This is a genomic window from Janibacter limosus (assembly GCF_004295485.1).
GTDB classification, from domain to species: Bacteria; Actinomycetota; Actinomycetes; order Actinomycetales; family Dermatophilaceae; genus Janibacter; species Janibacter limosus_A.
The window spans coordinates 1,903,785-1,917,141 of sequence record NZ_CP036164.1; the positions used below are offsets into that span (position 1 = coordinate 1,903,785).

The 13,357-nt window shown below is 72.8% G+C and carries 10 protein-coding genes; 2 read left to right on the forward strand and 8 right to left on the reverse strand.

Going from position 1 to position 13,357, the window contains the following annotated elements:
- The first annotated feature begins 21 nt into the window (after positions 1-21).
- Positions 22-936 (forward strand): LysR family transcriptional regulator, encoded by a 915-nt coding sequence (locus tag EXU32_RS09105; protein WP_130629615.1) that lies wholly within the window; start codon positions 22-24, stop codon positions 934-936.
- Between the two features lie 38 nt (positions 937-974).
- On the opposite strand, the gene EXU32_RS09110 is transcribed toward EXU32_RS09105, so the two are convergent.
- The 5 genes from EXU32_RS09110 to EXU32_RS09130 all read right to left on the reverse strand — a co-directional run bounded on the left by EXU32_RS09110 (position 975) and on the right by EXU32_RS09130 (position 8,165).
- Positions 975-2,594, reverse strand: a complete 1,620-nt coding sequence (locus EXU32_RS09110; protein WP_130629616.1) for an ABC transporter transmembrane domain-containing protein — start codon at positions 2,592-2,594, stop codon at positions 975-977.
- Entirely contained in the window at positions 2,591-3,763 is a 1,173-nt protein-coding gene (locus EXU32_RS09115) for a DUF1611 domain-containing protein (RefSeq protein ID WP_242612743.1), read from the reverse strand. Before EXU32_RS09115 ends, EXU32_RS09110 begins: the two co-directional genes overlap by 4 nt.
- A 200-nt stretch (positions 3,764-3,963) precedes the next feature.
- Positions 3,964-6,360, reverse strand: coding sequence for a DNA internalization-related competence protein ComEC/Rec2 (locus EXU32_RS09120; protein WP_130629618.1), 2,397 nt, complete (start codon positions 6,358-6,360; stop codon positions 3,964-3,966).
- Positions 6,357-7,217, reverse strand: coding sequence for a ComEA family DNA-binding protein (locus EXU32_RS09125; protein ID WP_242612744.1), 861 nt, complete (start codon positions 7,215-7,217; stop codon positions 6,357-6,359). The genes EXU32_RS09120 and EXU32_RS09125 overlap by 4 nt, the downstream gene beginning before the upstream one ends.
- Before the next feature lie 90 nt (positions 7,218-7,307).
- Positions 7,308-8,165, reverse strand: a complete 858-nt coding sequence (locus tag EXU32_RS09130) for a DegV family protein (protein ID WP_130629619.1) — start codon at positions 8,163-8,165, stop codon at positions 7,308-7,310.
- A 62-nt stretch (positions 8,166-8,227) separates the two neighbouring features.
- On the opposite strand from EXU32_RS09130, the gene EXU32_RS09135 reads away from it, so the two are divergent.
- Positions 8,228-8,695 (forward strand): carboxymuconolactone decarboxylase family protein, encoded by a 468-nt coding sequence (locus tag EXU32_RS09135; protein WP_130629620.1) that lies wholly within the window; start codon positions 8,228-8,230, stop codon positions 8,693-8,695.
- Positions 8,696-8,728: 33 nt separating this feature from the next.
- On the opposite strand, the gene leuS is transcribed toward EXU32_RS09135, so the two are convergent.
- The 3 genes from leuS to EXU32_RS09150 all read right to left on the reverse strand — a co-directional run bounded on the left by leuS (position 8,729) and on the right by EXU32_RS09150 (position 13,327).
- Complete coding sequence (gene leuS, locus EXU32_RS09140; protein ID WP_130629621.1) at positions 8,729-11,638, reverse strand: leucine--tRNA ligase; 2,910 nt, start codon at positions 11,636-11,638, stop codon at positions 8,729-8,731.
- 61 nt (positions 11,639-11,699) lie between these two features.
- A complete protein-coding gene (locus EXU32_RS09145; RefSeq protein WP_130629622.1) occupies positions 11,700-12,695 on the reverse strand; it encodes a DUF2804 domain-containing protein in 996 nt (331 codons plus the stop codon).
- Positions 12,692-13,327: a YgjV family protein gene (locus EXU32_RS09150; protein WP_130629623.1), complete on the reverse strand. Its 636-nt coding sequence runs from the start codon at positions 13,325-13,327 to the stop codon at positions 12,692-12,694. Before EXU32_RS09150 ends, EXU32_RS09145 begins: the two co-directional genes overlap by 4 nt.
- Positions 13,328-13,357 lie beyond the last annotated feature (30 nt).

The window sequence follows — 13,357 nt, forward strand, 5'->3', positions numbered from 1 at the left end:
GGCCCGACCTACGATGGCCCCATGATCGACGCCGCAGGGCTGCGCGTGATGCGGGCCATCTCCGAGGAGGGCAGCTTCACCGCGGCCGCTCTCGCGCTCGGATACTCCCAGCCCGCCGTCTCCCAGATGGTCAAGCGCCTCGAGCAGCGCACCGGGACCGTCCTGGTCGAGAAGGTCGGCCGCTCGGTCCGGCTCACCGAGGCGGGCGCCGTCCTCGCGCGGCACGCGGCCCCGGTCCTCGCGGCGCTCGATGCCGCCGAGGAGGAGGTCGCTGCGATCGCCGGACTGCGTGCCGGTCGGGTGCGGCTGATGGCCTTCCCCTCCTCCTCCGTCACCCTGGTCCCCCGGGCCCTGGCCGCCGTGCGAGCCGAGTACCCGGACCTGTCCGTGCAGTTCGCCGAGGCCGAGCCGCCGGAGTCGCTGACCGCCCTTCGCTCCGGTGAGGTCGACCTGGCCGTCGCCTTCACCTATGACGGCAGCGACCTGGGTCGGGGCGAGGACCTCGAGGGCTTCGTCGTGCACCCGCTGCTCGACGAGGAGGTGCGCGTCGCCCTCCCGCGCGACCACCCCCTCGCTGGCAAGGAGACGGTCTCGATGACCGACCTCACCGACGAGGACTGGATCGCCGGCTGCGCCCGATGCCGGGGTCACCTGCTCAAGATCGCTCACGACGCCGGCTTCGCCCCCAAGGTCGCCTTCGAGACCGAGGACTACGTCGCGGTGCAGGGCTTCGTCGCGGCCGGTCTGGGCGTCGCGCTCATCCCCGACCTCATCCGCGCCGCGACCTCCAACCCCGATGTCGTCATCCGGCCGCTCGACCCGCAGAGCCGACGACGCATCCACGTCGTGACGACCGAGGACCTGCTCAAGGTGCCCGCCGTCGCCGCGACGCTCCAGGCCCTGATCGCCTCGGCCCAGGTGGCCCTGCCCGCCTGATCAGCTGTGCCTACCGCTGTCCCACCCGGCGGGTCGCCTCAGTCCTGCAGGCCCCACTCCCGCCAGCCCTGCTCGGCGTCCAGCACCTCGTCCGGGCGGTCCGTCGCGAGGACGACCACACCCGGGTAGTCCGCGAGCTGCCGGCGCAGCATGGCCCGTCCGTCCGTGCCCAGGTCGTCGTCGACGTGGTCGAGGACGAGGAGTGCCGGCTGACCGAGCATGGCCCGGGCGATCCACAGCCGAGCGATCTCCTGCCGCGTCAGCGGTTCACCACCACGGCGAAGGGAGGTCCGCTCACCCTGCGGCAGCGCGGCCACCCGCTCGGCCAGGCCGACCGCGGCGAGAGCCGCAGCGCCCTCCCCTTCGTCGAGGTCGGGTCTGCGGTAGCGCACCGCGCGGCTGATGGCACCCCGCTCCAGGCGCGCGCCGACCCGGGCATGGCCGACGCGGCGGCGGCGGTTCTTGGGACCGGTGTGGGCGAGGTCCTTGCCGTCGACGCAGACACTGGTCCGGCCATCGCGAGAGGGCAGGACGAGCTGGTCGAGGATCTCCCGCGCGTGCCACGGAGCGGTGCTGCGCACCAGGACGCGCTCCCCCGGCTGGGCCCTGAGCCCCGGCAGCGGCCGGTCGTCGACCTGCAGCCCGCTGACGAGGACCCGCCCACCCGCGCTCGGCGCGGGGTCGTGCACCGGTGAGGTCGACTCGGGGCTGCTCTCCGCGAGCAGGGGCGCGATGATGCGGCGGGCCGCCCGGTGGTTCTGCCGGTACTCCACGACACGTCCCATCTCGGAGACCGGCCCGGCGATGATGCCGATGATCGTCAGTGCCACGGCGACGGCCGCGGTGCTGACCACTCCCAGTGCACCCAGCGTGGCAGCGCCCGCCGAGCCGGCGACCGGGGCGACCAGCGCCACGGCGCGCAGGGCCCCAGCGGTCCGCGACCGGTGCACGGCGGCGTCGACCACCCTGGACCCGGTCCGGTCGATGGCGCGCAGCTCACGCTCGACACCACCGGCGGCGGCGATGCCCGGCGCGGCGGTCACGGTGTCGGCGACCCGGGCGGCCAGCGAGCCTCGGTGACGGCGCAGCTCGCGGGCCCGCTCGTAGGCCGGGCCCGAGATGAGCACGAAGACGATGACCAGCACGACCAGCGGCAGGGCGACGACGAGCGCGAGCTGCCACGCGACGACCAGCAGCGCGGCGAGGCACCCGACGGCGAGCGGGACCAGGGCGATGATCGGTGCGATGCCGAGGGAGACCCAGTTGCGCACACTGGCCAGGTCGTTGCTGGAGCGGGCGATCGTGATGCCGAGCGAGGGGGCCGAGGCCGACGTCATCGCGTGGCCGACGAGGCCGCGGCGGAGCTCCTGCACATAGTCCTGTCCCAGCCGCTCGGCCGCGACCCGGTCGACGTAGCGGGTGGCACCGAGACCCAGGAGGGCCAGCACCAGGACCGCCAGGTCCGTGAGCACCGCGGAGGTGGGTTGCCCGACGTCAGCGAGCAGCACCCCGACGAGCAGCCCGACGCCCACGGCGCAGGCGCTGTGGGCCAGGGCCGTCGCGACGAGGAGGGCCATGACGCCCCGCCGGTGCCCACGCAGGAGCGGAGGCATCGGCGGGGTGGTCTCGGCCTCGAGCTGCTCGGTGTCGTCGGTCACGATGCGAGGTGACCGCTCGGCAGCAGGCTGAGCGCGGTGTGCGGCTCGCGCAGGTCGAAGGTGCCGATGACGGGGACGGAGAGGACCTGGCCGGCCTCGCTGGTGGCCAGGGGGGACGACGTGACGACGCCCGAGACGGCGGCGGTCGTGACGCCGGCCGCGTCGAGCACCTGCATGCCCGCGACGGCACCGAGCGCGTCCTGCGAGGCGAAGACGACGCGGTCGACCCGCTCGTGGAAGGCCGGGTCCTCGAGGAGGCGACGCGTCTCCTCCTGGTAGACGCCGTCGGCGACCTCGATGACGACGACGTCGGGGCCGGTGGCGGCCAGCTCGTCGACCATGTCGACGAAGATCTCCCGGATCCGCTGGTCACCGAGGCGGTAGGTCGTGGCGTGACCGAAGTCGGTGAAGTCGAGGACCGTCGATGCTCCTGCGTCGCGGAAGTGGTGGGGGTCGTTGCCCGCCCCGGTGCCCGTCGACTTGCCGGCGGCGACCTGCAGGCCCGCGCCCACGAGGCCGTTGACGATCGAGCCGAGGACGGTGGACTTGCCGGAGTTCATCGACGAGCCGAAGACGGCGATGACGGGCGGGCGGCCCTCGCTCCTCGGCGCGGCCAGCGTGGCGGTGGACCCGAGGGGGGCGAACCGGTCGAGGGTGACCCGCCCGTGGCGGTCGGCGAGGAGCCCGAGGGGCTCGATCCGGGTCGCCCCGTCGATGCTCGCGTGCATCTCGATGACCTCGGAGGCGAGGCCGCCACCGGCGACGAGGTCGGTCGGCGCGAGCGACGAGGGGACGTGGGCGAGGAACTGGTCGGGGGCGTAACGGTCGCCGTAGGCCACGAGGATCTCGCGCCCGGGGAAGAGCAGCTGGCGCCGCGAGACGGGGCTCTCCAGGCGGGTGTGCTTGCCGATCTCGACGACGCGGGCGAGGACGACGTCACCGGCCCGCGGGACGACGTCGCTGCCGAGCTCCAGGTGGTAGCCGTCGCCGGCGGACTCGATCGCGGCCGCGACGAACCGCGTGGTGTACGCCTTGAGCACCCGGCGCAGGCGCACGGGGTCGATCGGCTCCGTGTGGTGGCCCGGCCGCATCGCCGCGGTCGGCTGCTCGGCGGGCGCGCTCGGCTGCTCGTCGGTGGTCTCGCTCGGGATGAAGTGGGTCGTCGTCATCGTGGGCTCCTGTGGGTGCGCCGCCGGGGCGGTCTCGGTGCGGTCGAGGGGGGGTCCTGCGGCCACGACGTACAGACAACCGCGCCGCGGTGAAGCAATGATGAGGTCAGGATGAGAACCTCTTCATCGGTCGGACACCTGCCGTTTGCCGGGTCCCCGAACGAGGGCCCAGCCCTGTAGGGGGGCCCGGCCCTGCACTGCTACCGGGAGGTGAGGACGGCCGGTCCGTCGACGACCGCGATGTCACCGTCCTGGTCGGTGCGCAGCACCCGGGCACCGTGGTCGCGAGCCCAGCGCAGCGCCGCGGGCGTCGGGTGACCGTAGGTGTTGTCCTCGCCGACGCTGATGATCGCGACGGGGGCGGCGACCCGGTCCATGAAGTCCTCGTCGAGGTTGCTCGACCCGTGGTGCGGCATCTTGACCACGTCGAGGTCGGCCGCCGCAGCGGCCATCATCGGGTCCCGGCGCATGGCCAGGAGCATCGCGTGACCGGCCTCCTGCTCGATGTCACCGAGCAGGAGCGCGGAGGTCTGCCCGACACGCACGTGCAGGACGATGCTCGCGTTGTTGGCCGCGGAGCCGCCGGCGACGACCCGGCCCGGCCACCACGCCGTGGCACTCACCTCGCCCATCTCGAGACGCCCTCCCGCCACCACGCGGGTCACCGGGATCGACCGCTCCGCGGCGAGCTCCTGCACCTGCCGCGTGGCCCACTGCGGGTCGTCGACGGGCGTGACGAGGATCCGCCCGACCGGCCGGTCGTCGATCGCTGCCGCGAGGTCGCCCACGTGGTCGTCGTGGAAGTGCGTCAGCACCACGGCGTCGAGCGTGCGCACCCCCAACCGCCGCAGGCAGGCGTCGATGCCCCCTCCCTCGGGGCCGACGTCGACCAGCACCGCGCGCCCGGGGCCCGACGCGAGGACGAGACCGTCGCCCTGACCGACGTCGCAGGCGACGACGCGCCATCCCGCCGGCGGCCAGACCAGGGTGCGTTGTGGCAGGGCGGAGATGGCCACCACGACGACGAGCGCGAGCGCCACGATCGGACTGGCCCGCGACCGCCGGACCGCCCACGGCCCGGCGAGGACACCGAGGGTGGTGACGAGGGCGAGCAGCACTGCCCCCGGCGCCCCGTCGGGCCACGGGAGCGCCCCGCCGGGCACGTCAGCGCTCACCCGAGCGGTCCACGCGATGGCCAGGGCGAAGGGAGCCCCGCACCACCCGACGAGCGTCGCCAAGGTCGTGCTGAGCACCGCGACGAGGGCGATGCTCACGCCGAGGACCGTGGCCGGGGCGACGAAGGGGGCCGCCACGAGGTTGGCGGCCACCGCGATGAGACTGACATTGCCCTGGAGCAGGACGATCACCGGTCCGCAGACGAGCTGGGCGGCGAGCGGGATCGCGATCGCGGGACCGACGAGGTGCAGCCGCGGCGGCAGGTGTGCGTTGATCGCCGCCGACCACGGCCGGACGAAGAGCAGCAGGCCCAGCGTCGCGAGCGATGACAGGACGAAGCCGTAGGACCGGGCCAACCACGGGTCGACGGCGAGCAGCACGAGGATCGCCGCACACAGCGCCGGCGTCCCGGATCCGCGACGGGAGGAGCTCATCCCCAGCAGGCCGATCGCGCCCATCGTCGCGGCCCGGATGACGCTCGGCTCGGGACGGGCCAGGACGACGAAGAAGGCCAGACCGGCACCGGCCACCCAGGGCCGCCACCGCCGACGGACGCCGCTGATGCGACAGGCCCCGACGAGCGCCGCCAGCACGACCGCGACGTTGGAGCCGCTGACCGCGGACAGGTGCGACATCCCGGTCACGAGCATGTCGTCGGTGAGCTCCTGCGGGGTGAGCGAGGTGTCACCGATGACCAGGGCAGGCAGCAGGGCACGGGCGTCGGACGGCAGCGGCTCGACTGCGGTCCGCATCCCGCTGCGCAGGTGCTCCGCAGCACTGCGCACCACCGACGGCTCGCCCACCGGACGGGGTGGACCACGAGGACTGAGCAGCGCCACCTCCGGGTCCGCGGGGTCGGCGGGAGAGAGCTTGCCGGTCAGCGAGATCCGGTCGCGCCAGCCCACGTCGGCCCACGACTCCTTGGCCCGGACGAAGACCGGGGCGCTCACCGATGTGGTCACCCCACGAGCGGTCACCGACTCCAGGCGCACCCGCAGCAGCACCTGCCGGGGCGGGTCGCTGCCCGAGTCGCTGCTCGCCCGACCGGCGCGGACGATCGGCTCGGTGAGGACCACGCCCTGCGCCTGCACCATCGCGCCCTGGGCGACGAGCTCGTCGATCGGGCCGACCCGTCGAGTGGACTCGTGAGCGGCCGAGGAGCCCAGCACGAGCGCCGCCGCGACCAGCCCCAGGGCGACGACGCCCGGTCCGTCACGCCGCCACGACGGCCGGGCGTGCCGCCCTCGGTAACGCACCCCTGCGGCGAGCGCGACGAGCAGGAGTGCGACCGCGCCCAGCGCGCCCACGGCTCGCTGCTGCCCCGACCACGACAGGGCCCATGCACCGAGTCCCCAGGCGCTCAGGCACGGCAGGAGCAGCCTCAGGTCGAGGACCGGAGGCTGCTGCCGCTCGGGAGTCACACGGTGACCTTGGGCGAGAGCTGCGCATAGATCTTGTCCCCGATGCCACTGACCTCACCGAGCTCCTCGACGGCGGTGAACTGCCCGTGCTCGGTGCGCCAGTCGAGGATCCGCTGCGCGAGCACCGGCCCGACGCCGGGCAGCGTCTCGAGGGTGGCCAGGTCGGCCGTGTTGAGGTTGACCAGCTCCGCAGCGGCGCCGCCCGCGCCTGCGTCACCCACCCCTGCGCCACCCGCCCCTGCAGCCCCCGCGCCGCCCGATGCTGCTCCGGTGCCCGCCCCGGGCGCCCCCACGACCCGCTCCCCCGGCGCGGGCACGACGACCTGCTCACCGTCGACGAGTGGCCGGGCCAGGTTGACGCCCGTCAGGTCGGCCTCGGAGGTTGCGCCACCCGCCTGATCGAGCGCGTCGTCCACCCGCGAGCCCGCAGGCAACGTCACGACCCCCGGGCGCTCGACCTCCCCGACGATGTGGACCGTCACGCGCGCCGCCGCCCCCGTCGTCGCCGCCCCCTTCGTCCCTGCCCCCGTCGCCGCGTCGCTCGCCGTGCCACGTGTCGCTGCGTCCCCCACCGGTGTCGGCGTCGCCCCGGGGAGCGCGCCGCCGCTGGGACCACCGACGTCGCTCGCTCGACCCGTCGCCACCGGCTGCGGGGCGGCGTCCTGCCGTGCCATGACGTACCGCCCGCCGAGCAGCGCCACGGCGAGCGCGACGACCAGCGCCACACCGATGATCGCCTGCCGGCTCACGGCGTAGCGGCCGGTGGCGAGCGTCGAGGGCAGCTCGAGCGGCCGCGGGTGATGGGCCTCGTCGAGGATCTCGGTCACCCGGAGGGAGGGTTCGCTGGCGCGGCTCATGGCAGCGACGCTAGGCAGCCCCACAGGTCGGCGGCGGCTGCCGGGCTCCGGTGTGGATCGCCACGGTGACCCGGGCGCGGCTGTGGATCGTCAGTCGGCGATGCGCGGGACCATGGCGACGCCGATCGTCCCGAGACCGACGTGCGAGGCGACCGTCGCGCTCAGCCGGGTGGTCTCCACCTTGGTGCTCAGGGCATCGGCCAGGGTGCGCGCCAGGCCCTGCGCCCGCTCGCCCGCGTCGACGTGCTGCACGGCGATGTCGACGCCCCCTGCCCACTCGGGCAGGTTGTCGTGGTTCTCCACGGTGAGGGCCTGCAGCCGGGCGATCGCCTTGCTGGCCGTGCGCACCCGCTCCAGCGGCTCGACCTGGCCGTCCTGCACGTGCAGGACCGGCTTGACCGCGAGGGCCGACCCGAGCAGTGCCGCGGCGCCGCCGATGCGACCGCCTCTGCGCAACCGCTCGAGACTGTGCACGAGCAGCCGCACCGAGGACGCGTCCAGGCGCCGCTCCAGGCGCTCCAGCACGTCGTCGACATCGCGCCCGGCCGCTGCATCCCGACTGGCCGACACGGCGGCGAATCCGACCGCCATCCCGATCGTCCGCGAGTCGACGACGTGCACCGGCACCGGCGACTCCAGTGCCGCCGAGCGCGCGGAGTCGGCCGTCCCCGACATCGCGGCGCTCAGGTGCACGGAGATGATCGCGTCGGCTCCCCCCTTCGCCGCCTGCTCGTAGGCCCGCAGGAAGCTGACGGGAGCCGGTCGCGAGGTGGAGATGTCGACCTTGCGGCGCAGCGCGTCGACGACCCAGTCGGTGCCCACGTCGTCACCCTCGACCTGCTCCTGCCCGTCGACGACGAGGTGGAGGGGCACGACGACGATCCCGTGCTCGGTGCGCAGCTCGTGCGGCAGCGAGGCGGTCGAGTCGGTGACGACGGCGATATTCACAAGGAGAGCGTATCGAGACCGCGGCAGCCGGGCACGAGACGTCCGCGGATAGCCTGACGAACATGTCCACGACACCGCGCCTGCCGTATCTCGACAAGACCGTGCCAGAGGCGTGGAAGGCGCTCAACGCCCTCGCGCTCAAGGTCGCCGCCGCGGCCGAGGCCGCCGGCCTGGAGCGCGAGACGATCGAGCTGATGAATGTGCGGATCTCGCAGCTCAACGGCTGCTCGTACTGCCTCGACATGCACACCCGCCTGGCCATCGAGGCCGGCGCGACGGTCCAGCGCATCGCCCAGCTGCCGGCATGGCGCGAGTCCGCCGTCTTCGACAGCGTGGAGTGCGCAGTCCTCGACGTCGCCGAGGTGACGACGACGCTCCCCGACCCGCAGGCGCGCGGCGAGGCGCTCGCCGCGGCCCGGCAGCTGCTCGGTGACGAGACCTTCGCGGCCGTCGAGTGGGCGGCCGTGACGATGAATGCCTTCAACCGGGTGTCGATCCTCAGCGAGCACCCGGTGCGCCTGCGGTCGTGACGACCCCGCCGTCACGACCCCAGGCAGTGACCCTCAGGCCGTGACGATGTTGACCAGCTTGGGTGCGCGCACGATGACCTTGCGCACGCCGCCCTCGATCGCGGCCTTGATCTTGTCGCGGTCGAGCGCCAGGGCCTCGAGGTCGGCCTCGCTGATGTCGGCCGGGACCTCGACGCGGTCGCGCACCTTGCCCTTGATCTGGATGACGCAGGTGACGCTCGACTCGACCATCTTGCTCGGGTCGGCGACGGGGAAGGGCTCGGCGCTCAGCGAGTCGGGGTGACCCAGACGCGACCAGAGCTCCTCGGCGAGGTGCGGCGCGATCGGGGCGACCATGAGCACGAGCGGCTCGACCGCCGCGCGCGGCACGTCCCCGAGCTTGGTGAGCGCGTTGTTGAGCTCGATGAGCCGGGCGATCGCGGTGTTGAAGCCGAGCGACCCGTAGTCCTGGGTGACCGCGGCGATCGTCTGGTGCAGCAGCCGCTCGGTGTCGGTGTCGAGCGCGGTATCGACGACGTCGACCTCACCGCTCTCCTCGTCGACCACGTTGCGCCACAGTCGCTGCAGGAAGCGCTGGCTCCCGACGACGGCGCGCGTCTCCCACGGCTTGGACTGCTCCAGCGGGCCGAGCGACATCTCGTAGACGCGGAAGGTGTCGGCGCCGAACTGCTCGTACATCTCGTCGGGGCTCACGGCGTTCTTCAGCGACTTGCCGATCTTGCCGTACTCCTGGGTGACCGGCTGGCCCTGCCACAGGTAGGACGTCGGCCCCTGCTTGTCGACGTGCTCCTCGACCTCGGCCGCCGGCACCGGCTGTCCACGGTCGTCGCGGTAGGCGTGGGCCTGGATGTAGCCCTGCGAGAAGTACTTGCGGAAGGGCTCCTCGCTGCTCACGTGACCGAGGTCGAAGAGGACCTTGTGCCAGAAGCGGGCGTAGAGCAGGTGCAGCACGGCGTGCTCGACACCGCCGATGTAGAGGTCGACGCCACCCGGGTCACGGGTACCGGCGGGGGCGCCGGGCACGGCCTCGTCGCGCGGGCCGACCCAGTAGGCCTCGTTGGCCGGGTCGACGAGCGCGTCGGAGTTGGCGGGGTCGAGGTAGCGCAGGTAGTACCAGCACGACCCGGCCCAGTTGGGCATCGTGTTGGTCTCGCGGCGGTACTTCTTGACCCCGTCGCCGAGGTCCAGCTCGACCTCGACCCACTCGGTCGCGCGGCCCAGCGGTGGCTCGGGCTCGCTGCTCGCGTCGTCGGACTCGAAGGTCCGCGGGCTGTAGTCGTCGACCTCGGGCAGCTCGATCGGCAGCATCGACTCGGGAACGGCGTGGGCGACGCCCTCCTCGTCGAAGACGATCGGGAAGGGCTCGCCCCAGTAGCGCTGCCGGGAGAAGAGCCAGTCGCGCAGCTTGTAGTTGATCGTCCCCTGGCCGAGGTCGCGCTCGTCCAGCCAGGCCGTGATCGCAGCCTTGGCCTCGGTGACGTCCATGCCGTCGAGGCTCACCTCGTCGTTGCTCGAGGCGGTGGCCAGGCCGTCCCCGACGAAGGGGGCCGACTCGTCGATCTCGCCGTCGCGCGGCGCGATGACGTGTCGGATCGGCAGCTCGAAGGCGGTCGCGTAGTCGAAGTCGCGCGCGTCGTGCGCGGGCACCGCCATGATCGCGCCGGTGCCGTAGCCCATCAGGACGTAGTCGGCGACGAAGACAGGGATGCGCTCGCCGTTGACCGGGTTGGTCGCGAGGGCGCCGGTGAAGACGCCGGTCTTGTCCTTGGTGTCGATCTGGCGCTCGACATCACTCTTGCGACCGGCCGCGTCACGATAGGCGGCGACGGCCTCGCCGGGCGTCGCTGCTCCACCGGTCCAGACGTCCTTGGTGCCCTCGGGCCAAGCCCCCTGCGGGACAAGGGCGTCCACGAGCGGGTGCTCCGGTGCGAGGACCATGAAGGTCGCGCCGAAGAGGGTGTCGGGGCGGGTCGTGAAGACCTCGATGCCGTGCTCGGAGCCATCGGCGCCGGCCGCGGTGAAGGTCACCGCAGCGCCCTCGCTGCGACCGATCCAGTTGCGCTGCATGGCCTTGACCTTGTCCGGCCAGTCCACGCGGTCCAGGTCGTCGGCCAGCCGGTCGGCGTAGGAGGTGATGCGCATCATCCACTGGCGCAGGTTGGCCTTGAAGACCGGGTAGTTGCCCCGCTCCGAGCGGCCGTCGGAGGTGACCTCCTCGTTGGCCAGGACCGTGCCCAGGCCCGGGGCCCAGTTGACCGGCGCGTGGCTGGTGTAGGCGAGGCGGTACTCGTCCAGGACCGAGGAGCGCTCCGGGCCGGACAGCTCCGCCCAGGTGCGGGTCTCCCCCTTCGGCAGGGGACGCTCACCGGCGGCGAAGGAAGCGATCAGCTCGTCGATGGGCCGCGCCCGGCCCCGCCCGCCATCGGGACGCTCGGCGTCCTCGTCGTACCAGGCGTTGAAGATCTGCAGGAAGATCCACTGCGTCCACTTGTAGTAGTCCGGGTCGATCGTCGCGAAGGCGCGGCGGTCGTCGTGGCCCAGCCCGAGACGGCGCAGCTGGCGCTTCATCGTCACCATGTTGGCCTCGGTCGTCACCCGCGGGTGCTGGCCGGTCTGGACGGCGAACTGCTCCGCCGGCAGGCCGAAGGCGTCGTAGCCCAGGCAGTGCAGGACGTTTTTGCCGAGCATCCGGTGGTAGCGCGCGTAGACGTCCGTCGCGATGTAGCCCAGCGGGTGACCGACGTGCAGGCCCGCACCCGAGGGGTAGGGGAACATGTCGAGGACGAGCATGTGGCCGTCGTGCTGGCTCACCCGCTCCGGCTCGGCCCACGGTCCGGCGGGGTTGGGCGCCCGGAAGGTGCCGAGCTCCTCCCAACGGTCCTGCCAGCCGGTCTCGATCCGGCCGGCCATCTCCGCGGTGTAGCGGTAGGGCGTCTCGCTCATCAGTGCTGGTTCTCCATGGGTTGCGGCGGCCACGTGGCCTGCCGAAACACTACCGGCCCGCTCACCAGCGGTTGTGCACCTCCTCGCACCACCCCACGAGGTCGACGAAGGGGGTGACCCTGCCCTCGTCGTCGGTGAAGGTCCCGGACCAGTGCCCGAAGCACTGGTCCGTGTGCGAGGCGAGGAGCTTGAGGTCGGTGTGCGTCGCCTTGCGGTGGAAGGCGGTGAAGCTCGCCTCGAGCCCACCGCCGGTGATCCGCCACGGCTGCCGCCAGCGCTCGAGGTCGTAGTCGAAGTCCAGCTCGACGGGGATGTGGTGCAGGCGCCCGTCGATGACCATCGCGTTCTCCGTCGAGCCGGTGCCCTCGGTCCACCGGCCACCGACCTGCAGGCCGATGGTGCGTCCGTGCGTGCTGCCGGAGCCCGCGCCCCAGTTCCACCGGATGTCGTGGGGCCAGCGCCCGCGACCGTGGTCGAGCACCGCCCAGCTGGCCCCCTCGGACAGGTCGACCCGCCGGCCGTCGAGGACGAGGTGACCGCTCGCCGGCCGGGCGACGTCCTTGACCGTGTACTGGAAGCGAGTCTCGCTCCATGGCACGACGACGGCGAGGCGCTCGTGGCCGGGCGGCAGCTGCGCGACGACGTCGATGACCGCGCCGTCGATGCGGGCCCGCAGTCGGGTGCCGCCCTCGACCTCGTCGATGTCGACCTCGAGCCCGCGGGTCCTCGCCCGTGTCGGGCCCGCGCCCAGGGTCGTCGGCAGGGTGGCTCCGCGCGGCGGCACGAGCGTCGCCTGGCGGTGCCACTCCCGACCGGAGTCGATCTCGTGGATCCACACCTCGTGCACGGCGGCGTAGTCGACGTGCGAGACGGTCACGCCGAGCAGGTGGGTGGGGGTGACGACGCCCCAGTACTCCCAGCGCTTGTTGCGACCCCGCCCGCGGCCGATCCCGGCGGTCTCGACGAGTGGCTGCCGGGCCCAGCCGACGGCGGCGGGGTTCAGCCGGCCGTCGCTGCGGGTCAGGGAGACCGGTGCGGTCAGCTCGGGCAGGCTCATGAGGCTCCGGGGTCGGTGTGCAGGACGTAGTGGTCGCCCTCGGGGGTGAACCCGAGTCGGGCGTAGTAGGGCTCGCGCATGCCGCGCGGGGTCCTCACGACGGTGTGGCCGCGCTGGCGGAAGGGACCGTGCTCGCCGAAGACGAACTCCCCCGGGGTGCGGTCGCGGTAGCGCGCGGTGACGTGGTCGAGGAGGACCTGGGCCTCCCCCTTCGCCGGTCCCGGTCGCACGATGACGACACCGACGGTCGCGTCGCCGGTGAGCACGAGATAGGCCTCGTCGCCGGCCGCGGGGTCGTGGACGAAGCCGGGCTGCCACCGCTGGATGTCTGCCGCGTGCACCCGCAGGACGTACCGCAGATAGGTGTCGTCGCCGTCCACCTGCAGGACCTCGTAGGCCCGCTCGTCGTGCCGCTCGTGGTGGCTGCGCACGAGGTACCAGAGGTTGATCGTCGCGAGGACGACGTTGAGCCCGACCATCGGCCAGACCCCGACCACGCCGTTGTAGCCGATGAGCACCAGGCAGCCGACCAGGTTGATCCAGCGCAGCCGGTGCAGGTTGGTCTGCAGCAGCGAGACGACGAGGACGGCAGACCCGAGCCAGCCGATGACCTCCAGCAGCGTCCCGTCCATGCCCCGGAACCTAGTGCCTAGGGTGTGCCC